Origin of the sequence: Bartonella sp. B1098 (assembly GCF_944896145.1) — a bacterium.
Classification (GTDB): domain Bacteria; phylum Pseudomonadota; class Alphaproteobacteria; order Rhizobiales; family Rhizobiaceae; genus Bartonella.
Genome location: NZ_CALYLP010000006.1, coordinates 1 through 20,888 on the forward strand (window position 1 = coordinate 1; position 20,888 = coordinate 20,888).

The 20,888-nt window shown below is 34.0% G+C and carries 17 protein-coding genes; 10 read left to right on the forward strand and 7 right to left on the reverse strand.

Annotated features, from left to right (window positions below):
• Positions 1-154: 154 nt before the first annotated feature.
• From NNJ85_RS09410 to NNJ85_RS09785, 3 genes are all read left to right on the forward strand, one after another.
• Positions 155-313, forward strand: a complete 159-nt coding sequence (locus NNJ85_RS09410; RefSeq protein WP_254475475.1) for a hypothetical protein — start codon at positions 155-157, stop codon at positions 311-313.
• Positions 314-768: 455 nt separating this feature from the next.
• Positions 769-2,067: a plasmid replication protein RepC gene (repC, locus tag NNJ85_RS09415; RefSeq protein WP_254475500.1), complete on the forward strand. Its 1,299-nt coding sequence runs from the start codon at positions 769-771 to the stop codon at positions 2,065-2,067.
• Between the two features lie 31 nt (positions 2,068-2,098).
• Positions 2,099-2,527 (forward strand): helix-turn-helix domain-containing protein, encoded by a 429-nt coding sequence (locus NNJ85_RS09785; RefSeq protein ID WP_371923344.1) that lies wholly within the window; start codon positions 2,099-2,101, stop codon positions 2,525-2,527.
• A 50-nt stretch (positions 2,528-2,577) separates the two neighbouring features.
• On the opposite strand, the gene NNJ85_RS09420 is transcribed toward NNJ85_RS09785, so the two are convergent.
• The 6 genes from NNJ85_RS09420 to NNJ85_RS09440 form a co-directional block, all read right to left on the reverse strand.
• A complete protein-coding gene (locus NNJ85_RS09420; RefSeq protein ID WP_254475477.1) occupies positions 2,578-3,816 on the reverse strand; it encodes a type II toxin-antitoxin system HipA family toxin in 1,239 nt (412 codons plus the stop codon).
• Positions 3,813-4,028, reverse strand: a complete 216-nt coding sequence (locus NNJ85_RS09425; RefSeq protein ID WP_254475479.1) for a type II toxin-antitoxin system Y4mF family antitoxin — start codon at positions 4,026-4,028, stop codon at positions 3,813-3,815. Before NNJ85_RS09425 ends, NNJ85_RS09420 begins: the two co-directional genes overlap by 4 nt.
• Before the next feature lie 323 nt (positions 4,029-4,351).
• Entirely contained in the window at positions 4,352-4,486 is a 135-nt protein-coding gene (locus NNJ85_RS09700) for a hypothetical protein (protein WP_256481185.1), read from the reverse strand.
• 164 nt (positions 4,487-4,650) lie between these two features.
• On the reverse strand, positions 4,651-4,974 hold the full coding sequence (locus tag NNJ85_RS09430) for a hypothetical protein (RefSeq protein ID WP_254475481.1): 324 nt from the start codon (positions 4,972-4,974) through the stop codon (positions 4,651-4,653).
• Entirely contained in the window at positions 4,971-5,663 is a 693-nt protein-coding gene (locus tag NNJ85_RS09435; RefSeq protein WP_254475483.1) for a ParA family protein, read from the reverse strand. The genes NNJ85_RS09430 and NNJ85_RS09435 overlap by 4 nt, the downstream gene beginning before the upstream one ends.
• A gap of 207 nt (positions 5,664-5,870) precedes the next feature.
• Positions 5,871-6,515, reverse strand: a complete 645-nt coding sequence (locus tag NNJ85_RS09440) for a recombinase family protein (RefSeq protein ID WP_254475485.1) — start codon at positions 6,513-6,515, stop codon at positions 5,871-5,873.
• Positions 6,516-6,720: 205 nt separating this feature from the next.
• On the opposite strand from NNJ85_RS09440, the gene NNJ85_RS09445 reads away from it, so the two are divergent.
• From NNJ85_RS09445 to NNJ85_RS09475, 7 genes are all read left to right on the forward strand, one after another.
• Positions 6,721-7,026, forward strand: coding sequence for a hypothetical protein (locus NNJ85_RS09445; RefSeq protein WP_254475487.1), 306 nt, complete (start codon positions 6,721-6,723; stop codon positions 7,024-7,026).
• Positions 7,027-7,240: 214 nt separating this feature from the next.
• Positions 7,241-7,552 carry a hypothetical protein gene (locus tag NNJ85_RS09450; RefSeq protein WP_254475489.1) on the forward strand — a complete coding sequence of 104 codons (312 nt, stop codon included), beginning with the start codon at positions 7,241-7,243 and terminating at the stop codon, positions 7,550-7,552.
• Positions 7,553-8,046: 494 nt separating this feature from the next.
• The gene (locus tag NNJ85_RS09455) at positions 8,047-8,976 is read left to right on the forward strand and encodes a toprim domain-containing protein (RefSeq protein WP_254475491.1); all 930 of its coding nucleotides are present in this window, start codon (positions 8,047-8,049) and stop codon (positions 8,974-8,976) included.
• On the forward strand, positions 8,973-10,577 hold the full coding sequence (locus NNJ85_RS09460; RefSeq protein WP_254475493.1) for a YfjI family protein: 1,605 nt from the start codon (positions 8,973-8,975) through the stop codon (positions 10,575-10,577). Before NNJ85_RS09455 ends, NNJ85_RS09460 begins: the two co-directional genes overlap by 4 nt.
• A 792-nt stretch (positions 10,578-11,369) precedes the next feature.
• Positions 11,370-16,355 carry a type ISP restriction/modification enzyme gene (locus tag NNJ85_RS09465; RefSeq protein ID WP_254475495.1) on the forward strand — a complete coding sequence of 1,662 codons (4,986 nt, stop codon included), beginning with the start codon at positions 11,370-11,372 and terminating at the stop codon, positions 16,353-16,355.
• 2,048 nt (positions 16,356-18,403) lie between these two features.
• Positions 18,404-19,069 (forward strand): hypothetical protein, encoded by a 666-nt coding sequence (locus NNJ85_RS09470; protein WP_254475497.1) that lies wholly within the window; start codon positions 18,404-18,406, stop codon positions 19,067-19,069.
• Between the two features lie 927 nt (positions 19,070-19,996).
• Positions 19,997-20,251 (forward strand): hypothetical protein, encoded by a 255-nt coding sequence (locus NNJ85_RS09475; protein WP_254475499.1) that lies wholly within the window; start codon positions 19,997-19,999, stop codon positions 20,249-20,251.
• A gap of 264 nt (positions 20,252-20,515) precedes the next feature.
• Here the strand turns inward: NNJ85_RS09475 and NNJ85_RS09480 are convergent, their stop codons facing one another.
• Positions 20,516-20,839, reverse strand: a complete 324-nt coding sequence (locus NNJ85_RS09480; protein WP_254473287.1) for a helix-turn-helix domain-containing protein — start codon at positions 20,837-20,839, stop codon at positions 20,516-20,518.
• Between the last annotated feature and the right edge of the window lie 49 nt (positions 20,840-20,888).

The window sequence follows — 20,888 nt, forward strand, 5'->3', positions numbered from 1 at the left end:
TTTAATTAGCATCTCTCTAGAATCTGAAAAGCCAAGATCCGCATAGACATTGGAAGTACCGTGAAAAACATTGACCATTTTAATTTCCTTCTAATTGTTCTGCTAACTTGAGACGTTCTTTAATCAAATTGATGGTCGATTTAAGCGCCGTAGTGTGAAAACAAGTCGTATAACTATGACAGTTCGTCCAGATATTGATGAAAAATTTAGAGCTCTTGCTGAGAAATTAACACCAGAAGGGGAAGATCTTTTAACCTTTGGTGATGTTTTACGGTTTTTAATAGATTTTTATTATGACAATAAGAAAAGTTAATAAGAGTGATGTGGTTTCATTCCAATCAAATAAATCATAAAATTTTTTTTATGTGTTTAGATTCAAGTACTTTAGAAGTGCTTAGATAATTTTAACCATATTGAAAATCTTTTTTTTTTAATATACCTTTTGTTCTTACAAGCTTTTTTAAAAATATGATTCTTTGTTCTTTAAAGGAAAAACAATGGCAAAAAAAATAAAAACCCTGCTGCAGCACTCAAAAAAGTTCTAACAGAAGGGCTTTTAAATACCTAGACGGTAAATTAAATCAAAAACGTATCATCAGTTTAATTTATCGTAATGCATTCTGCAAGAGAAATTTTGTAGAAACGGGGTGTTTTTTCATTTTTTTTGCCTCTAACTTAGAGGTTGAAGTAATTATGGTTAACAAAACATCAGGAAGAAAGTTAAGTGCGCATCATATAGAATTTAGAAAATTAGCAGAAAATGCTGAAATGGGTTCTGTAAGTCGGGGACAACTCATTGGATTGGCTAAAAAATTAGAGAGGGCTGGTTTTATACGAGAGACAGAAGGTAAACTTCTCTTGGCTTTATTGAATACAGCTTCGACATCTTCATTTGAAAAAGGGGGCGTTCCTATCGTTTTTAAAAGCAATTACTGTCTTGGTAAAGAAATTTGCCGTAGTGAATCACGCGTTAGTATATTGCTTTCACGTCTTTATGATTGCGGGCTTGTTGTTATGCGGGATTCTGGTAACTTTAAACGCTATTCAATACGAAGCCGTGATCATGGAATTATAGCAGCTTGCGGTATTGATTTACGTATTCTGGTTGCGCGATACCATGAACTTAAACAAAAAATTGATGAAATCATAGAAGCTCAGGACAAACAAAAAGATGCTTTGCATTGTTTTCAGGGGTTGGTGCGACAAATCAAAGCTTCTTACGCTTCAATTGAAGTTACACCATTTACATCATTGCTTTTTTCTAGAATGCAAAAAATCATTCATATTATTGGTCGTCCGGCTAAAGCTTCAATGGAAAAATTGCACAAAGCAGTAGGGCTTTTTGAATGGATTTTAGAGAGATTTTTAAAGCAAAAAACAGCAAAAACAAAATACAGGCATTTCGCTGACGAAATGCACATAGAATATACAACCCTTAATCATACTTGTAATTGTAATAAAAATGAGTGTTCAGAAAAATCTGAACACACTCAAATTAACAATGTGACCTCTGGTCACGATAAAATAACTTATGAAAATACAGAGAAAGGCAAAACTGAATATACCTTACCTTCAAAACGCAATGAACCGCTTCAAATCAAACCAGAACTTTTAACTGAGGCATTGCCTAACGTTGCTATGTTTTTGAAACATGGATTGCAATCGGAAAGGGATTTAATCGGATATATGGAGTTTTTAGCTAAAATGAAAGGAATTTCTTCTAACGCCGTTGAAGAAGCTAAAAAAACAATGGGAATTAAAAAAGCTGCTCTGGCTATTGCTATCATCTTCGAAAAACATTGCAAGGAATTGGTGAAATCATCTGGAGGGTATCTGCGGGGAATGATTGCCAAAGAAAATCGAGGAGAACTCTATCTCGAACGTTCGTTTTATGCCTTGCTCAATGAAGCTTCTGAGGAAAAATTGAAAAATTTGTGCATGCAAAAAGCGAGAAAAAACGAGCAAACAAAATCTAACGACCAAAAAAGTTCTTTGTTCAAATCAGAACTGGATAAAGCTCTTAAAACTTTAAATATGCAAACAGATTCAAATCAATTTGTACCATAAGTTTGATAAAAAATCTTATTAAAGTGAGAAAATAACAGGGCGACACTTAACTGCACAACATCTAGAATATCAAAAAATAGCAGAGAATGTTGAATATAAAACTGTAAGCCGTGATAGATTAAGCAAACTAGCTTACCGATTACCTTTTATTGGTTTAATTTCTGAATCAGAAGCTTCTATTCTTTCTACTTTATTACAAATAACACCTGATAAAGCATTTAAAAAAGGTGGCGTTCCTATTATTTTTAAAAGCAATCGAGATATTGGCTTTATGACTCGTAGCCCAGGACGTGTTAGTATATTACTTTCGCGTCTTTATGCTCATGGGCTGATTGTAATATGGGATTTTGGATATTTTGGTTGCCAACATATAGATGAAAACGATCGATATACTTCCTCAACAAGGGGCATTGATTTGCACATTTTATTATTCGGTACTATGAGCTTAAGGAAAAAGTAGATAAAAATCGAAAATATGTTACGTTCTAATGAAGAGCTGAAGAAGGAAGATTAAAGTTTTAAATGTTGAGAACGTTTTTGAATAACATTGATGATTGCATCAAAAACTTTAGAATACAAACCTTCACATTCAAGTTCTTTTTTTAATTTTACTGCCTTATCATTGATCAAACAAGTCATTCTTTCTATTTGCTTTTTTAAGGACAATTGAGCAGCTTTAGTATCCGCAACCATTTTAAAAAAATGACGCAAATATATATTTTTAGGCATATATTCTCCTCCTATTTTCATAGCCATTTTTTGAGATAAATCTGAATAAATAGCTGTGCTTAACAAATCATATGCAGGAGCAAGTTCTGGTTTTTTCTGTTGGTAGAGTAGTGAAAAGTTTTTGCCATGTGCGTCAGCATTACCAATTAAATAATTAAAAATAATTATATTAAGGAAATTCAGTTGATCAACAGCAGGACGCAACGTATGCTGAAAAATAATGGTTTGACACGCAGCAATACTAGGTCCTCCTTCACATTCATATTTAAATTCTGGAGCAATACTAAGGGCTTGACAAAAATCCTCTTGATGAATACGCAAAACCTCTCCGTTAGAAGATATTTGACGGTCATATCGAGTGATAAGATAATAAGGTGTATTATTCACAAAATGTAAGTACACTTCGGGCACATTAATACCTACAAGTTTTGCCAATTTCATACAGAAAAGTTCATTATGCGCACTATCATTAATACGTTCAATGAGAGGTTTCAAAATATGAGTGGTCGGTGCGCCTCCTTTAATGAGTTGAACACGATTGTCTTTAAAGCCAACCGCTAATTTATCTTGTGCTCCTGCAAGAGATAATCTGTAGCCATCTTCACCAGCAAGCATTGGACGACGTTTAATACACTCAAGAAGTTCTTTCAATTGAGTATCATCAAGAGTTTCTACATCATTAGTTGGCAAATTTGGAACTTGTCCATGTGGATATAAAGCGAGAGCTCCAGCACAATCTCCCCCAACAACTTCAAGCAAAGCAAAAGCATTTCGTTCAGAGAGACCTAAGTAGGTTGCTAAACGATATCTTACATTGTCATCAGGTAAAAGACCGGAAAAAAAAGCCTTTACGGATTGACCTTTATAAGCTTCAATACGAGGGGGAAGAGAGACAGAGATGCCTTGTAAATCTTGCTGTAAATAGTCTCTATCGTAGAGAAATGTGAGATCTCCGCTCGTCTCTTGATGCAATTGGCCGATTAGGTTTGTGTGCAAATAAACGTCAAGTGTCTGAGTCATAATTTTTCATTTTCAATTTTGATTTCGAGACCTAGCATCGCAAGAACATGTATGGTTTTTCCAACCTGACAAGATTCTTTACCTTTTTCTAAATCACGTACAAATCGCACACCAACTCCTGATGTAGCTGCTAACTGTTCTTGTGTTAATCCTTGTTTTTTGCGTGTATTTCTAACAATCAACCCTAATATTTTTATTCTGGTTCTAATCATAATAATCCCTTTCGGGATTATTTTATCATTTTACGTTTTTATTACAATAAAATAAACCTGTACGGGATGTTTTTTGGACTATATCTTCAAAAATCCCATTGATCATTATTGACCACGTATCCTCTCAAGTACCATACAAATTGGAGCAAATCCCAATACGCTTAAAGCAACCTTTACATCACTCGTTGAAAAAGGTCTTTTGATACGTTATGGAGGAGGGCGATCAACTTGGTATAGTTTACCTTAATTTTTATGCTCTAGGAATTTTAAAAGCGTTCATGGCGATAGCTAATCGTCTTTTTCATAAGCATTCATTAATATCTCTAAAAATCACCATGGCGATAGCGCTCTTGTTTAGCCATAGATTTAAAACGATTAATTATAGCAATGCTGGTTTTGATATTTATTTGTGATTCATCTGGTTCTGAAAAATCTAATGATTTTATTTTTGTACTCATTCTGTAATTTCCTTTTTGTTTAACTTGTTTCAGCTTATTACTAATTGCCGTATGAAAAAGTTTTTAAATGTATATGACACTTTAACCATTGGATAAATAATCCTTTAATTACAAAAAAGTTTAAATATTTACTACGTATTTTGTACATACATAATAAATAATCATTATTTATTTTGTGTGTAATTATTATTTATATAATTTTCAATAAGACGATTAAGAAAATTACCACCATCTTCATTAAGATCATCGGCTAAAGACCAAAATTTATCTTTTACTGTTGGTTCAAGCGCAAGTGTTAATCGTGCGGTTTTTAAGCTACGCCGTCTACGACCACTCCCACTAGTATGTGTTTTCTCTACGCTATGACGCGTCGTAAAACCATTTTGTTGACCTATTTTGTCTAACTCTTGTTCATTTACTCTTTGTGCCTTTGTAAACGGTTGTAAATTTTCAAAATTTGGTAATGGAATTTCCGCTCTTTTTGTCATACTACTTTGTCCTTTAATAAATTTTCATTATCCAATACTTTCACAACAGCGTTAGCAAAAACTGTAGCATTTTCTTGTGCTGTTTGAGGATTACTCACATCGGCAGATGTTAAATCAAAGAGTGACCCCCCTATCTGAAAAAGAGCACTGAAAGCTCCTCTTTCAGTTAATGAAGCAGGCAAAATAGGAAGATTAGCTTTTTCTAACGTTTTCTCTATATGCTGTCCTTCGCGACTGTTTAGGGTATTGGTCATAGAAAATACGATACGAAAAGGTATTTCTCTTTTGAAAAACTGACTCTGTTGCTTTATTAAAGCAATGATCTTTCCTATCTGATCTCCATCAAGTTGTTTTTTTCTCATAGGAATTAAAACTAAATCAGCTCTCCCTATAGCAAAAGAAGCAGCAAGATTAGCAGAGCCTTCAAGATCAACAATAACGAATGGAAATTTTTCTACAGCATCATCAATGCAAGAAACAATATTCTGTTCTGTAATATTTCCAGAAACTTCTATATTTTGGGGCATTGTATCTACAGATCTTTCCATCCATGTCACGAGTGGTTGATTTGGGTCTGCATCAATTAATTTCACTTTAGATCCGGCTTTAGCAAAAACGTTAGCTAACACTAATGCCATTGTTGATTTTCCAACACCACCTTTTGTGGAACACATAGTAATGACTGGCATTAAGACATTCCTTATTTAGTGAATAAACACTAAATAAATAACATATATTTATTACATATTTATTAATTATAAAAAAAATATTACATATTTTATATGTACGTAATAAATATTTATTATGTACGTACAGTTAATCGCAATAGGGTATAATTAGGTATATATTCTGATATGCAAACAGATATTTTACCAGCTTAGTTTACCTTAATTCTCCTATGCTCTTGGCATGGTAATGAGTGGTTTAATTTTTGTAGGCTTGATATTTTTGCGTTCAATAAATAAGCGCAAGGTATTCACACTAACGCCTAATGTTTTAGCAATACGGCTCTGTGATAAACCAACATTTGTAAATGCTTGAATTTCATCAATGTGATTGTCCAGCTTTAATTGTGTAGCAATACTTCCCTTTGGACGTCCTAGTTTTATCCCTCGTTGACGTGCAACATTTAAAGCTTCTTTTGTGCGCTCTTGAATTAAATGTCTTTCAATTTGCGCTACCATACCTAAAATGGTTGCTATGATATCGCTCTGTAAGCTTCCGTCCATGATAAGGTTTTGTTTTGTCACATGAACAATCAACCCCCGTTCACTAGCAGCTTTGAGAATTTCTAAGACAGCGAGAGAAGAACCTGCGATACGAGAAAATTCTGGTGTTAACAACACATCTCCTCGTTCTGCTTTTTCAATTAATGTTCCAAGTTTACGCTTGCGCCAATCTTGTCCTCTGCTTGCAACTTCCTCTTCAATATGGAGTGGAGCCAAGCCATGTTTGTTAGCATATTCTAACAAGCCAAATTTTTGATTTTCTGTACCTTGTTTGTCACGAGAAACGCGTAAATAAGCGTAAAATTTTGCCATATTCAATAAAAACGTCAACTTAGATTTAAATTGATATATTTTTATTCAAAAAAAATGTCAAATAAATACATTATTTTATACCAGAAAAAACGATGGTTTTTATTGATAAAAAAGAAAATTTATCAAAGATAAAATAAGAAATTTGATTGATCAGATTTAACCATTAGATTAATATTTTAAGACAGATTACAGAAAGGAATTTCCTATGCAAAAGAAATTACCCAAAAGTTACATGACCGATGCTGAACGTGAAGAGTTACGAGCAGGCGGGTTAGATCAAGACTGTATTTATACTGCTGAATCAGAAGCAGCGGCTAAAGCAAATGACAGCCGAGCAGTATGGGAATGGTTAGCAATGGTTGAATTACCTGCTCACACACTTTTATTTCTTAAAAATAGGCGTGGTGCACAATTTATTCGTGATATGGGTTTTCTTACCAAGAATGCTGATAAAGAATATGGTCCAGACTGGCTAGACAAAGGTGTTGTGATAGGAGGTCATCATTTCTAAAGAATTTGAAGCATTAGATTGGATCTTATCACAAGAAGATAGTTATGTGCAAAGTCTTGAAAAAGTATTGATCATCAAGAAATTACATAGTGTACGGAATGATTTATGTAATCATATTTGTAACATTGGAAAGAGTGGTGATTTTTCGTTACTTATTGATACTGAACGTAGTCTTGTAAAAAATGATTTGCTAAGATATGCCAATAGTAAGGCTATGATTAGTAGTCTTAAAACAGCATTAATGGAAATAGATGTTATTAAGAAGCACGTTGTGCTTGTTGGTGATTCTGTACAATATAAAGTGATAAACGAGGCTTATAGTTTATCCAAAAATCGTAAAGGTGGTTTACCTTATGACGAAGCGAGACAAGCAATGTCATCCCATTATACGCGGCTGGAGAATCTTGATAAATCTCGTTTAACATCCATTGAAAAATCGATTATTGATGTGCGGAAAGAAAATATCAAGGCAATGCAAAAACTCTACGAAAAGATGCAAGCCAAAGCTATTGGTGTAGATCTATGACCCAATAATCTTTTCTTCTAAAGAGTGTGTCTATCATTGTATATACCATTTAGAACAACTTGTTTTATCCATTATGAATACCCATATTGCTTTTCATGAATAAAAAATACAAAATGTTGTCTTAATAAGTTGGGAAACGTTTTTTATACTAGATTTTTTTTTAGAGTTGTTATTAAAATATGGTTAATAATAGATGATTCTATTTCATCTCTTTAAATAAAAATGGGGATTCACTAATGAACTATTAACTCTTATCACTATTAAAAGTTTTATACCATTTTGTATAATCTTTTAAGTAATTTAGCGGCGTGTTGCTAATAAGACGGTATAAATATCCAGAATTACCGTTCGCTTATTAAGAAGGTAAAAAACCAATATACAACAACACCGCTTAAAGAAAACTTCGCCTTATAAGACAGACAAAGTATTTCGACAACTACAAATCTCGAAATAACAGAAACTGTCCTGTAATGCAAGTAGCATGAAGGGATTTTATGCATTTTACAAATGCTACAACAAGCAATGCTTATGCATTGCATACAACAGCTCGAAAAATTACTTGTGCATTACGTGGAGTTTGGCATGGGCGTTATGGACTTGCCCGTTGTCCAGCCCATGATGATCAATTGCCTAGTTTATCCATTACCAATGGACTTGATGGGCGTCTTTTACTCTATTGTTATGCCGGTTGCTCTTTTAGAGAGATCATACAAGCGCTTAGAAGAATTGGCTTGCTGGAGAAACAAGCCTTTTTTGATAAAACTTATGATCATACGCTTTCTTTCTCAAAACAGTTTTGTGCTGATTTCAAAAGAGCAAAACAGAAAGCAGAAAGAGCAAAAAAGATTTGGCAACAAAGTCAACCGATCAAAAATACTTTAGCAGAAACCTATTTACGCATGCGGGGGATCACATGTGAATTACCTGCTTATTTACGCTTTCACGACAAATGTCCACATCCATTAGGAATGACACTGCCCGCGTTGGTGGCTCTTGTTAAGGGGGCTGGCTCTTTTGCCATTCATAGGACCTTTTTAAAAGCCAATGGCTGCAAAACAGATCAGAAACCAGCCAAAGCCATGTTGGGTTCTGTCATGGGCGGTGCTGTGCATTTAAGTCAAGACAATCCAAAACATTTGGTTATTTGTGAAGGCATTGAAACGGGGCTGTCTCTGCTGTCTGGATTGTTATCAGAGCCCGTGAATTTATGGTCGTCTCTTTCCACCAATGGCATGATGCGTGTGAATTTACCCCCGATAAAAGGGCGTCTGACAATCGCAATGGATGGCGATGATGCGGGTCGTAAAGCAGGTTTTACCCTAGCAAATCGTGCTTATAGACAAGGCTTTGAGGTCTTTATGATGCAAGCCCCAAAAGGAATGGACTTTAATAACGTATTAGTTTCTAGAGAAAGGAAAATATGAAAAATAGTAATTTACAACACAATAATAAAACTGCTCCCGTTAATGATAAGGATCATGCCTTTTTAAATGATAATACTTGTTTAAAAGCTATTCCTTATGAACAAGCCTTGCAACAAAACGGTTGGGGGGAATTACAGTCTATTGATAAAGCTCTTTTACCCGTCGAGCCTTTTAAAGTATATCTGCTCCCAACACCATTGATAGACTATGTTTATGACGTTTCTGATATGCAACAATCTTCTATCGACTTTGTTGCTATCTCTGCTTTATGCGGTTTGGCTGCTGTTATTGGAAATGGCGTGCGTATCGCTCCAAAACAATATGCCAATTGGGAAATTGTTCCTAATCTCTGGGGCGCCATTGTGGGGCAACCTTCAACCATGAAAACACCTACCTTGAAAGCTGCTTTAGCCCCTCTCTATGCTTTTCAAGAGGAATGGCATCAAGAATGGGTAAAGCAGAAAAAACAGCAAGAAACAAAAGATATTCTGATTGAATTAGACAAAAAAGAAAAGAAAAAACAAGCCTACAAAGCACTCAAAGATCAAGATGAGGAACAAGCCCTTGCTCTTCTTTCTCAAGCTCTTGAATACAAAGAAAGTGATGATGATGACACGCTTAATAAACGACGTCTTATTGTCAACGATGTCACGGTCGAAAAGCTTGGGGAATTGTTAAAAGAAAACCCCCGTGGTTTGTTGTTGGTTCGTGATGAATTATCTGGTTTTTTATCCGATTTGGAACGGAAGGAATATCAAACAGGCCGTTCTTTCTATTTAACATCTTTTAATGGAGATGATCAATTTACCTATGACCGTATCGAGCGTGGAACCATTTTTATTCCCAATGCAACCCTTTCTGTCATTGGGGGCATTCAACCTTCACGAATTATTCCACTCATTCAAGCCATGCACCGTGGAATAAACGATGACGGTTTATTACAACGATTTCAAATGCTGGTCCTTCCCGATGAACGAAAAGAGCGTAACTGGGTTGATAGACCACCCAAGCAAAATGCATGGGAAAACTATCAAGGGGTCTTTCGTTCTCTTTATGATAAACCATTAGGATCACCAAAACACCCCATTACCATACGTTTTTCTGCTGAAGCTCAAGAGATGTTTCGTGAATGGTGGGAAAATTTTCAAAGAACGATCAAAGGGGGAAAATTCTCTACAAGTTTACAATCATATCTTTTGAAAATGGATAAAACCATACCAACCCTTGCGTTGATTTTTGAACTGTGCGAAGGGGGGCGTTTTGAAATCAATAGAGATGCCCTTGAGAGAGCTTTGTATTGGGAAAAATATCTGATAAGTCACGCAAAACGTATTTATGCGGCGGGGGATACATTAACCGCAGAGCGTGCAAAATTAATTGTTGAACGCTGTGATTATTTACCCGATGTTTTTACTTTACGTGATATTCATCAACGTGACTGGACGGGTTTAAAAGATATAGAAGCTATTAAACAAGCTTTAGAGCTTTTATGCCGTTGTAACTATATTCGTGAAATAGCAAGTGATAATAACTCTAAAGGCGGTCGACCTACCATACGCTATGAATGGAATCCTTTAGTCAAAAGTTATAAGACACCATAATAAGACAATCTGGATATCTTATAAAACACTAAACTTTATAGCCTTGCATTATAGAAGAAAACCTTCGAAACATTCCCCATCTATGAGTTTTGAAGGTTTTGAAGGTTCTTTTTACCCCCCTTATATATTTTTAAAAATCAAAAAATAAAAGTTATTATATTTCAATGTGTTAATTTTTACCAAGTTTAAAAATAACAACCTATAGTGATATTATGAAGCTATAGATGCAACTAACAATATGTTTTGAAGGTATTTTGAAGGTGTTAGGAACCTTCAAAACCTATCAAAATAATCATTCTGATTTTTAAAAGTACATACTTCATTTGTCTTAATTGACACGTCAAACGATCAGTAAATTTCACTATTTTGCTGATTTAACCATGTGTCATAGTCTACGAATAAACAACCTTTAAAAGCCTTTTTAAAAAAATGATCCGCTTTTTTTACCATTCATTCAAAAGAGTCATAATTAGAAAACGTATAAGAACATTTATTTTTAATAATTAAATACATATTGTGTTAATTGTTTTTACTAAGTTAAATGAACAAATAATAGTAATGTATGGGTGTAAAATGTATAGAAAATTATCTTACATTATTGAAATTATTGGTATTATTGTAATTATAACAGCGATTATTTTCGTATGCGTCTTATTATTACTTCCTATTTAGAGGTTTAGTATTTTCTGTATTTTGTTATCGCTATCCATTCAAAATGGATTTAATAAGCTTCATTTTGATTCTTTTGAAAAGAATTAACCCTCTCATATCAAAATGGAGCTCTGTTGTAATATGCTGCAATCTGTTAAGTCTGATAATAAACATGTCACTTTACGCTCTCTCTTAGAATTCTACCGTGAAAAGGCTAAATCACCCCGTGAATTGGGAACTCTGTTTGAAAATCTTGTAAAGGATTATCTGTCTGAAGACCCCTTGCAAAAGCAAGAATACGAAAAGGTTCAAACTTATTTGGAATGGGCTCAAGAGCATGATGAAGATGGGCGTGATATTGGCATTGATCTGGTCGCTACAATCCGTGATGACGGCGGCTATGCGGCTATTCAATGTAAATGCTATGATGCTTCTCACATCATTAAAAAAGAAGATATTGATAGTTTTATCGCTGCCTCTGGGAAGAAAATATTCACACGTCGCATATTGGTTGATAGCACTGAAAGCAATTGGAGTGATAATGCGAACAACACATGTGATGGTCAAGAAGTTCGTATTCAACAGATTAATCTGTTTGATTTAGAAAACAGCCAAATTGATTGGGGGGCTTATAAAGAAAGAGGACAAGCCGTCCTTAAAGAGCAACCGAAAAAAAAGCTTTTAGATCATCAAAAAGAAGCTCTTGAGAAAGTCTGTGAAGGTTTACAAGAAGCAGACCGTGGCAAGCTTATTATGGCATGTGGGACGGGCAAGACTTTCACAAGCCTTAAGATAGCAGAGACCATGGCGGGAAAAGGCAAGCGTGTGTTGTTTTTAGTCCCTTCTCTTGCTTTGATGTCACAAACAATCCGTGAATGGACCCTTGATACAGAAATTCCTTTACGTTCTTTTGCGGTGTGTTCGGATACACAAGTAGGAAAACGTCGTAAAGGGAAACATGATGATGAATCTGGTCTCGATGCTTCTGATCTTGTTTTACCCGCTACCACGGATTCACAAGAGCTTGCACGTAAAGCCAATAAAACCTCTCTTGATGTGATGACAGTCATCTTTTCAACCTATCATTCCATTCAAGTGATTTCGGATGCACAAAAGGATTATGGGTTACCCGAGTTTGATCTGATTATTTGCGATGAAGCTCATAGGACGACGGGGGTTGTATTGGGAACAGACAAGCATGAATCTGAATTTATCAAGGTTCATGACAACAGCATCATTGGCGGCAAAAAACGTCTATATATGACAGCAACGCCTAAGATCTTTGCTGACAATGCTAAAAAACAAGCTCATGAAATGAATGGCATTCTGGCGTCTATGGATGATGAAGCGCTTTATGGAAAAGAGCTTTACACCTATACATTCTCAAAAGCCGTCCAGAATGAACTCTTAGTTCCTTATAAGATTATTATCTTGGGTGTTGATGAGGGGGAAATCAGTGAATCCATTCAACATCTGATGACCGATGAGAATTATGAACTTATCCTTGATGATAAGACTAAGATTATAGGCTGTTATCAAGCTCTGAGTAAAATAGATTTGAAAGTTGATTTGAGTGATGACCCCAAGCCTATGCGGCGGGCTTTGGCTTTTTGTAAAGATATTAAGACCTCTGAACGTATCCGTGATACATTTAACTCTCAAGAAATCCAGAAAGAATTGTCTAATCTTCATAAGCTCTATAAAGAAACGCCGCCTCTTCAGTGTACCTTTGCGCATATTGATGGAACACAAAGTGCCAAGAAACGTAACGAAGCTCTTGATTGGTTAAAGGAAGATGCGGGGGAGCATACGTGTCGTGTGTTGACCAATGTGCGTTGTTTGTCTGAAGGTGTTGATGTTCCTGCTCTTGATGCGATTATGTTTTTACACCCGCGCAAAAGCCAAGTGGATGTGATACAGGCGGTGGGGCGTATCATGCGTCGTTCCAAGGGCAAGAAGAGAGGTTATATCATTTTACCCGTTGGGGTACCTGCTGGGGTTTCTGCTGAAGAGGTTTTAAAATACAACAAGAGATACAGTGTTGTCTGGCAAGTGATCAATGCGTTGCTTTCCCATGATGAGAACTTTGAAGTAACCCTTAACCAGATGATTTTAGGTCAAGATGTTAGTCATACTTTAGAGATTGCTGCCTTAAAGAGTATGACGACGGTTGAAGATAAACTCCATGTTTATGAGAAACCAGAAAGCACGGGTCTTGATATTGGAAAAGCAGCCTATGAACCACAAAAATACATTCATAGCGTAACAGGAAGATTACCCTTTTATAAAGAGTTTCCTAATGCCCTTAAAACTCTTCTGGCTAAGAAATTTACCCTTGCGGATTATTGGGGCATCTGGGCTGGCAATGTTGCTGAGATTGCGCAAAATTATATCAATCATCTTAAAGATATCCTATCCGATGAAACCAGTGAAGCCTATCATGCTTTTGAGAGCTTTCATAAAGAACTAAAAAACAACTTAAACAGCGACATCAAACAAGAAGAAGCTCTAGAGATGTTAGGACAACATCTTGTAACGCGTCCCGTGTTTGAGGCCTTGTTTGATGGAAATGAATTTGTGCAAAACAATGCCATTTCACAAGCGATGGAAAAGATTTTAGCTGAATTGGATAAAACCAATATCAAGCAAGTCTCTAAAGAATTACAAGAGTTTTATGACAGCGTAAAATTCCGTGCCTCTGGAATTACAACCCCCCAAGCAAGACAGAACCTTATTATCAAGCTTTATGAAGATTTTTTTACCAAGGCATTTAAGAAAACCACGGATAGGCTTGGGATTGTTTATACCCCCGTTGAGGTTGTGGATTTTATCATTCACTCTGTTGATGATGTTTTACGCAATGAATTTGGTAAAAGTCTAGGATCACGGGGTGTTTCTATTCTCGACCCTTTTACAGGTACAGGAACCTTTATCACACGGTTGTTACAATCAGATCTCATAAAACCAGAAGACATGGAATATAAATTCCGTCATGATATTCATGCCAATGAGATTGTTTTACTCGCCTATTACATAGCAGCGATTAACATTGAATCGACTTATCATAGTCTTATGAAAGGTGATTATATCCCATTCAAGCATATTGGTTTAACTGATACGTTTCGAATGCTTGAAGAGAAAAGTCTGCTGCAAAAATTATTTAAAGAGAACAGTGAATATTTAGAACATCAAAAGAAACTGGATATTAAAGTTATTTTTGGCAATCCCCCTTATTCAACAGGTCAAAAAAGTGCTAATGACAATGCAAAGAACACTGCTTATCCCATATTAGATAAACGGATCAGTGAAACTTATGCTGCTCAATCTGAATCAATCAATATGCAAGCACTTTACGATAGTTATATTCGTGCCATTCGTTGGGCTAGCGACCGTATAAAAGACTGTGGGGTTATTGGTTTTGTTACAAACGCGAGTTTTATCAATGCATGTTCTTTAAATGGCTTACGCAAATGCTTTGTTGAAGAATTTAGCAGCCTTTATATTTTCCATTTACGGGGTAATCAACGAACTTCTGGAGAACTTTCTCGAAAAGAAGGTGGGAAGATTTTTGGAGAAGGCTCTCGGGCGCCTATCGCTATCTCTATTCTCGTAAAAAATCCAGAATCTGAAAAGCGTGGTAAAATATATTTCCGTGATATTGGGGATTATCTAAGTAGAAAAGAAAAGCTTACGATAATTGAATCCCTTAGGAGCATTGATGGCATTACACGAAGTAAACAAGGTTGGCAAATAATAAAACCGGATAGGCATAATGATTGGCTTGATCAACGTGATGACAGATTCAAATCATTTTTAGTCATAGGTGATAAAACTACAGGTGATAAGAAAAGTCATGATAAAAAACTTTTTGAGATTTATTCTTGTGGTCTAAAAACCAATCGTGACTCTTGGGCTTATAACTCAAGCCGTGAAGTTTTAGCTGAAAACATGAGTAATATGATTACTTTTTATAACAGCGAAGTAGAACGGTTTAATAATACTTATCCACTTTCTGATCTCAAAACACGTACCAAAACTGTAGACAATTTTGTTAATGCTGATGAAAGCAAAGTTAGTTGGAGTCTTAATCTTAAAAAACATTTAACGAAAGGAAAGGTTTTCGAATTTGAAGAAAATTGCCTTACCAAAAGTTCTTATCGTCCTTTTACACAACAGTGGCTCTATTATAATCGTGCTTTTAATGAAATGGTTTCTCAAATTCCATGTATATTTCCGATGGGTAAAGCAATTGAAAATAAAGTGATACAAATTACAGGTACGGGAGCAAAGAAAGATTTTTCTGTTATTATGACTAAAACTGTGCCTGAATTTCAAGTAATGGAGAATAGTCAATGCTTTCCAAGGTATTTTTATGAAGATATTGAATCCTTGAAAAGTAAAAATAAAAAACAAACTCATTTATTTGCAAATGCTACAGAGCAAAACAAAACAGCTGGTTTACAACAACGTGATGCCATTACGGATGAAGGGCTAGCCCATTTTCAAGCTGCTTATCCGAATGAAAAAATCACGAAAGATGATCTATTCTATTATGTTTATGGGATTTTACATTCAGAAGATTATCGCGCCCGTTATGCTGATAACCTCTCTAAAGAATTGCCTCGTATCCCTTGTGTAAAAACTGTTGAGGACTTTTGGAAATTTGTTACAGCAGGACGTGAATTAGGTCATTTACACGTGAATTATGAAGATGTGAAACCTTATCCAGTCACATTTAAAAAAGGCAATCCAAAATTAACTGATATCTCTAATCTTGAGAAATTTTACTATGTTACAGAAATGAAATTCGCAAAAGTTAAGAATAGTAAGGAAAAGGATAAAACAACGGTTATTTATAATAGCAATATCATTATGACAGATATCCCTCTAGAGGCTTATAACTATATCGTCAATGGTAGACCTGCTCTTGAATGGGTTATGGGGCGTCAATGTGTAAAGACTGATAAAAAGAGTGGTATTGTGAATGATGCCAATCGCTATGCTGTTGAGACCGTTGGAAACCCTGCATACCCTCTAGAATTGTTTCAAAGGGTTATTACCGTAAGTTTAGAGACAATGAAAATCGTTAAGAACTTACCAAAATTAGAAATTAAAGAAACTGAATAAGCTTATTAAGGTATGCTCATATAATGGGTATGCTATCTTATAAGGGGTATAGAGTCTTATAATCATAATCTATACCTCTTTTATTAAGTTAATTAGATACAATCTTAAAAGGAGTGTTTATATGTGTTCTTCTAAAAAGAAATCATTTGCACTTTTAAACACCCTTATTTGGATTGCTTTAAGACTTATAAGAAATCCATTCTTAAATAGAATACGCTTCTTTTGGATTACCTTTAAAAGGTTATACCGTCATCTCAAATGATAGCTTTATTGTTTTCATAAGCTCGTTTAAATTATTCACTATTTAATGAAACTGAATAACATATATCATTAATGGTATTTATAGATGTTATTAATATAAGTTATTTTTTGAAAATTCACTTAATATGGTTTTTAAATAACTGCTTACTCTCATTATTTTTAAAAATACCTCTATAAATACGTCTTAATAACATTTCTCATAACTATAAATCTTTTTTTTGAAATGCTTTAAAGGATCATATGCTTTTCATAAGATGTGTTTAAACCACTAACTAAAATCATAAATTTATCTATTAAAGTGAATTGATAAAAATACCTTAAAGATATTTTTCTAATCTCTGTAATTATCATTCTCTTTTTAGATGTTTTCATAAAAAGCAATAAACCACAATTATCATTTATCTTATGAAAATGAAAAATGATGCGGTGGCTGTAAAGAAGATAACAGCTATAAAGCACGTGTAAAAAAGCAGGTTTTCATAATTACATTGCAAATGAAAGCATTGGTTATAAGGTTATGTATCATAAGGCTGTTTAAATGCCCTCTAAATTATAAACCATTGTAAATAGAAATAACCAAAATCATTAAAAGCCCTTCTATAAAAACACCCTCTCTTTATAAAACAAAAGAGGCGCGTTTAATTTTATGAAAAGTAAAAACAAGAGAAAATACACAAGCTAAAATATGTATATTTATCTTGATAGGTTTTGAAGGTTCCTAACACCTTCAAAATACCTTCAAAACATATTGTTAGTTGCATCTATAGCTTCATAATATCACTATAGGTTGTTATTTTTAAACTTAATAAAAATTAACACATTGGAATATAATAACTTTTATTTTCGATTTACAAAATAAATAAAAGAATCCTAAAAGGAACCTTCAAAACCTTCAAAACTCATAACCAATAATGATCTTGATAGCATTTCTTATGATTATAAACTGTCTTTTTAAGGCTTTAAAAGATCACATGTTTTTTTAAGACGTGTTTTAATCATTCTCTAGTTTATTAAAAGGGATTTTGCTCATCTCTATAGTTATCAATCTCTCTTTAGAGATGTTTTTATAAGAAGCAATAAATCACAATTATCATTTCTCTTATAAAAATGAAAAATGATGCGGTGGCTATAAAGAAGATAACAGCTATAAAACACCCGTGAAAAAAGCAGTTTTTTATAATCAAAATGCAAATGAAAGCATTGGTTATAAAGATAGTTCCTATAAAAGGCTGTTAAGTTGCAAATGTGTCATTAAAAGAAATTAACAGAAATCTTTAAAACCATTTAGTAAAAAAACGAATACGTTATAAAGTTAAAAATACGCATGATGAGAGCGTTTCTAAATGTTATAAATGTATAGATTCAAAAAATAACGCAATCGTTTAAGAAAGCCCATAATATAGCTTTAAAAGCACATAATACAAAAGAAGCAATTAATAAGCATATGATAAATATATACACACAATGCATTTAAAAAAATCATAAAAAATATCAAAAAAGATAAAATATTATTTGACAATAAATACGTATTTTGTTATATAAATACTCAAGTGATTAACAAACACTGAACATGTAGCGGATAGGTTACGAAACAACCTCTCCCATTTCTTTAAAATACTGGCTGTCTTTTATGCTCTAAATAGCATACAATGATTTTGTCGGGTGTAGTTACACCATACAATACCCTTATGGGAAAAGTGTAACAACGGACTACATGCCGTGTTTGTTAGCGCCCGGCGCCTTTATAGGGTGTCAATAACAAATATATAAACATGTAGGATTTAAATATGACAAATATATCAAAAAACACCCCCGTTATTTCTAATAATAAACAAGAGCCTGCAAAAAAATACGAATTTACGAATGAAACACGTTGCGTGGCTGGTCATACTTTACACCGCATTAAAGCCATTAGAGATTTTGCTGATATCAAAGCAGGTACTTTAGGTGGCTATATCGAAAATGAAAGCAACTTATCACACTATGGCAATTGCTGGGTTTATGATGAGGCTCTTGTCTATGGCTATGCTCATGTTTCTGATCATGCTAAAGTAAGGCATCTTTCTCATGTGCGGGGGCGTGTCTATGGCAATGCTGAGGTTTATGGCAAGGCTGTAATCACTCGATATGCAAAAATTTATGATCATGCAAGGATCTATGGTCATTCAAAGGTTTCTGGGTCTGCTTGTATTTACAGCAGTGCAAAAATTTATGGACAAGCTGCAATCAAAGGCTTTGCAAAGATTTATGGCAAGGTCTATGGCAATGCTATAGTGAGTGGTCGTGCCGCGGTTTATGGCTCTGTTTATGGCAATGCGAAAATCTCTGGTTATGTCAAGGTTTGGGGTCGTGCCTATGGAAGAGCAAAAATAGATACACAAAGTAAGATAAAATTGGTTCCTGATAATTATGAGGTCTATAAAAGCGATGAGGTTGTAAAGATTGAGAAATAAAACAAATAATAGTGTGTGAGTGCCTTCTTTATGGCTATAAATGCATTATAAGCATTGTTTAAAACGTATCATAAAAGAGAGAATTCAAAAAGAAAGCCGTGCCATTAATATGACGCGGCTTTCTAATTCTGATTCTAATGATTAAAAATTAATCACTCGCAACGGAGTAATGAATGCATATATACAAAACGTATTATATTGCAAGCGCTCTATTAGAGATATGAAAACTTATCAAAAGGAACGTAAAGGATAGGTATAATCTTGATAGCATTCATTTGAATGAGAGAAAATATAAACGCTTGTTATTGCTATCAAATGTCTTAAGAATAACGCCTTTTCTTTAAAGAGATTCATTTGAAATAAAGCACATAATCAAAATGCTTCTTTAAAATGTTTTAAAATACTAAGCTCAAAATTGAGTTGAGTGAATTCAAATAACTGACATTCTAAAATAAAAACGTATTAAAATGCTTTGTAGGTTTATCAAACCAATCAAAAGCAAATGTGTATTAAGTGAGTGTCTATAACACCATTTACGAGCGTTAGCTTTTAAAGCAGCTTTTCATAAGACAAATAAACAAACGCTTTTATCAAATGTAAGTTTTTTAAGATTTTCTCTGCTGTGAAATCTAGATCTTTGCTTTTTGATAACTGAAACGTTTTTAAGAGCAAATGATAACTAAATTATAGCTGTTATAAAAAGAGGTTTTAAACGTTTCTTATAAAGATCTCATTTTATGTTTCAAACGTTTAAGCATTCATTTAAAGAGGTTCTCATAAGTGTATTTTAATTTTGCATTCAAACCTAATTTCTTTGCAAATTAACCAGCTTAAATTCGAACTCATTATTTTAGAATAAAGAATTCCTAATTTTCATATTATTAAATAAGCATTTGAAATTATATCCATATGGATATATTAATAATTATGAGTAAAATAAAACGTATCATATGGCTTGGATCTTCACGAAAAGATATAAAAAGTTTTGCGAATCTTATTCAACAAAGGATTGGTTATGCTCTTTATCTTGCTCAGATAGGAGATAAAGGAGAAAATGTTAAAGTTCTCAAGGGATTTGAATCTACCAATGTTCTAGAAATTATCGAACGTGATATTCAAGGAACTTATCGTGCTGTTATAATATCGTTAGCGACCTATTCAGTATTTTCTATCGCAGATTGAGCATTTGATACTATGCCATATTCATAATTCATCTATAACATATAGCTAATATATGGAATATACGCAAAACTCTTATTTAGGATAGTAATCTAGGAAAGATATTATGCCTAAAAATACAAAAAAATCAAAATATTAGGTTAACTAACTTCTTTTGAATCCACCTCTGAATCCACACTTTTATACGTGATTCAAAATATTTTTGACCATTTTTTATATAAGATTGTCACGTATGAATAGAGCATAAAAAGCAAATCATAAAGAGGCTTAAGAGGTAAAAACAACTTCAAACCGTCCTTCAAACGTTTTAACTTTTTCCGAACTCACAACAATCTTGATATCATTTCCCAATTTTGCCAAACACTCAAGCATTTTCATTTCACTTATCCCTCGAAATTCTCCACTTAAAAGTTTAGACAATTTTGGTTGCGTCATTTTTAAAAGTTGACTAGCTTGCTTTTGTGTTAAGTTTTTTTCTTTAAGAATTTGACTAATCTTATGTGCAAGTTGCGCTTTAATTAGCATCTCTCTAGAATCTGAAAAGCCAAGATCCGCATAGACATTGGAAGTACCGTGAAAAACATTGACCATTTTAATTTCCTTCTAATTGTTCTGCTAACTTGAGACGTTCTTTAATCAA

Coding starts and splice junctions, on each gene's coding strand:
- repC (WP_254475500.1), top strand. CDS start 769: ATGGGTTCTGTAAGTCGGGGACAACTCATTGGATTGGCTAAAAAATTA.
- NNJ85_RS09420 (WP_254475477.1), bottom strand. CDS start 3,816: ATGACTCAGACACTTGACGTTTATTTGCACACAAACCTAATCGGCCAA.
- NNJ85_RS09425 (WP_254475479.1), bottom strand. CDS start 4,028: ATGATTAGAACCAGAATAAAAATATTAGGGTTGATTGTTAGAAATACA.
- NNJ85_RS09700 (WP_256481185.1), bottom strand. CDS start 4,486: ATGAGTACAAAAATAAAATCATTAGATTTTTCAGAACCAGATGAATCA.
- NNJ85_RS09430 (WP_254475481.1), bottom strand. CDS start 4,974: ATGACAAAAAGAGCGGAAATTCCATTACCAAATTTTGAAAATTTACAA.
- NNJ85_RS09435 (WP_254475483.1), bottom strand. CDS start 5,663: ATGCCAGTCATTACTATGTGTTCCACAAAAGGTGGTGTTGGAAAATCA.
- NNJ85_RS09440 (WP_254475485.1), bottom strand. CDS start 6,515: ATGGCAAAATTTTACGCTTATTTACGCGTTTCTCGTGACAAACAAGGT.
- NNJ85_RS09445 (WP_254475487.1), top strand. CDS start 6,721: ATGCAAAAGAAATTACCCAAAAGTTACATGACCGATGCTGAACGTGAA.
- NNJ85_RS09450 (WP_254475489.1), top strand. CDS start 7,241: ATGATTAGTAGTCTTAAAACAGCATTAATGGAAATAGATGTTATTAAG.
- NNJ85_RS09455 (WP_254475491.1), top strand. CDS start 8,047: ATGCATTTTACAAATGCTACAACAAGCAATGCTTATGCATTGCATACA.
- NNJ85_RS09460 (WP_254475493.1), top strand. CDS start 8,973: ATGAAAAATAGTAATTTACAACACAATAATAAAACTGCTCCCGTTAAT.
- NNJ85_RS09465 (WP_254475495.1), top strand. CDS start 11,370: ATGCTGCAATCTGTTAAGTCTGATAATAAACATGTCACTTTACGCTCT.
- NNJ85_RS09470 (WP_254475497.1), top strand. CDS start 18,404: ATGACAAATATATCAAAAAACACCCCCGTTATTTCTAATAATAAACAA.
- NNJ85_RS09475 (WP_254475499.1), top strand. CDS start 19,997: ATGAGTAAAATAAAACGTATCATATGGCTTGGATCTTCACGAAAAGAT.
- NNJ85_RS09480 (WP_254473287.1), bottom strand. CDS start 20,839: ATGGTCAATGTTTTTCACGGTACTTCCAATGTCTATGCGGATCTTGGC.